At 69.2% G+C, this 1,793-nt stretch carries 1 protein-coding gene; it reads right to left on the bottom strand.

Translation table 11 applies throughout. From position 1 onward, the window contains the following. Positions 1-11 precede the first annotated feature (11 nt). On the bottom strand, positions 12-1,697 hold the full coding sequence (locus ACGF2Y_RS36610) for an IS1182 family transposase (RefSeq protein WP_392956417.1): 1,686 nt from the start codon (positions 1,695-1,697) through the stop codon (positions 12-14). Positions 1,698-1,793: the final 96 nt, after the last annotated feature.

Raw genomic sequence — 1,793 nt, 5'->3', positions numbered from 1 at the left:
GACGCTGTTGGTTAATTCGGGGCCTGCGTCTTCTTCGCCCCGTCGATCGTTTGGTCGGCGGGGCGAAGCCGTGCGAAGTGGCTGGTGCGGGTGTGGGCCCGTGGGGTGTCGGTGAGGTGGGCGTCGATGCGCGCGAGGTTGATCGCGGCGCCGGTGAGCTGGTGCTGGAGGCAGGTCTTCGCCAGACCCCGGTAGCGGGATCTGCGCAGGCCGCATCGCCCGACGCCTTGAGAGATGGTGCCCTCGACACCGGCGCGGATCTTGTAGCGGTCCTTCCAGGCATCGGTCTGCTGCTCGGTCCTGGCCCGGTGGACGGCTTCGTGTTCGTCCCGGTGCCGCAGGTTGAGTTCACGGCGTTGGGCCTTGGGTGAGTTGACGCATTCACGCAGGTGGGGGCATGGACGGCAGTCGGCCGGGTTGAAGCGGACCCGGATAACGGGCAGCCCCTGCTGCGAGTGCCGGTGGTGCCACTGGGTGCTGGTGACACCGTTCGGGCAGGTCACCTGCTCTTCGTCCCAGTCGATGTGGAAGGCGTCCTGGCCGTAGGGGCCGCCGGCCGAAGCCGCCGTGTTGGCGGCCATCGGCCCTTGCAGGTCGACGCCGTGCCCGGTCCGGGCGGCCACGACCTGGGCGGCGGTGGGGTATCCGGCGTCCACCCAGTGCTCGCCGGGCAGGCACTCCCGTGCAGCGAGGCCCGTGTGGATCTCCTCGCTCATCACATTGTCCGGGGTGGTGGCGACGGTGGTGGCCATGTTCGTGATCAGGTTCGGGGCGTCCGGCTCGCAGGTCTCGGTGACATGGACCTTGTATCCGTCCCAGACGGTGTCGCGTTTGACACTGCCCCGGGCCTCACGGTCATAGGGGGTGACCAGGCGCGTCGCGCCTGGTGGGCGGTCTTTTGGGTCCCGCCGCCTCACCTCGCCCTCGATCAGGTGGAAGTGCTGTACCCACATCTGCCGCAGGATCTCCACCTCGTCCAGAGCCCGTAGCTCCTCAGGCACCCCCGGCGAAACGACGGCCTCAAGCAGCCGCGTCCCGTCCCTGCCGATCCGCGCTCCCACCTGGTCCCGCTTGGCGCGGGCCTTCGGGAAGCGTGAGTCCTCCGCCCTGGTGGCGTAGTGCCTGAACCAGTCCGGCTCGGCGGTCTCGACCAGCCACTCCGGGGCCGCCTGGGCCAGCGCGTTCAACGCGGACCGCAGCGTCTCCGCCACCATCTCCAGCCAGCACAACTCGCGGGCCGCCGACAGAACGTGCGTGGAGTCGGTGCGGGCCCGGCCCGCCGCCTTGAGCAGCCCCTTCTCCCGGGCCGCCGTCAGGATGCCGTCCAGCACCCGCCGACCGGCCTCCGCCTCAACGAGACGGTCACGGAACTCCGACAGCACCGAGAAATCAAACCCCGGATCACCCAGCTCCAGCCCGAGCGCGTACTTCCAGTCAATGCGGGCCCGTACCGCCTCCGCTGCCTGCCGGTCGGTCAGCCCCTCCACGAACTGCAACACCGACACCAGCATCAACCGGCCCGGTGACCAGGCAGGCTTCCCCCGTACCGGGAACAAGTCCGCGAACTCCTCGTCCGTGAACAACGGACCCAGCTCGTCCCGCACCCGGACCGCCAGACTGCCCCTCGGGAACGCGGCCCGCGCCACCCGCACCGTCTCCACCGGAATCTCCTCCGGCCCCTTCGGCTGCATCGACATCCGCACCCACCCCATACGACAACGTCGGCCTTCAAGACCACAACCAGGTCTTGAAGGCCGACGTCACGCCAGGCCCCGAATTAACCAACAGCGTCC

It is taken from the genome of Streptomyces sp. NPDC048142, assembly GCF_043202835.1.
In the GTDB taxonomy this organism is placed as follows: domain Bacteria; phylum Actinomycetota; class Actinomycetes; order Streptomycetales; family Streptomycetaceae; genus Streptomyces.
Note: the sequence above shows the minus strand (reverse complement) of the source record. Positions and strands in the feature narration are given on the sequence as shown.

Bases quoted from the DNA above. Each gene is read 5' to 3' on its own strand.
- ACGF2Y_RS36610 (WP_392956417.1), bottom strand. From the start codon at position 1,697: ATGTCGATGCAGCCGAAGGGGCCGGAGGAGATTCCGGTGGAGACGGTG.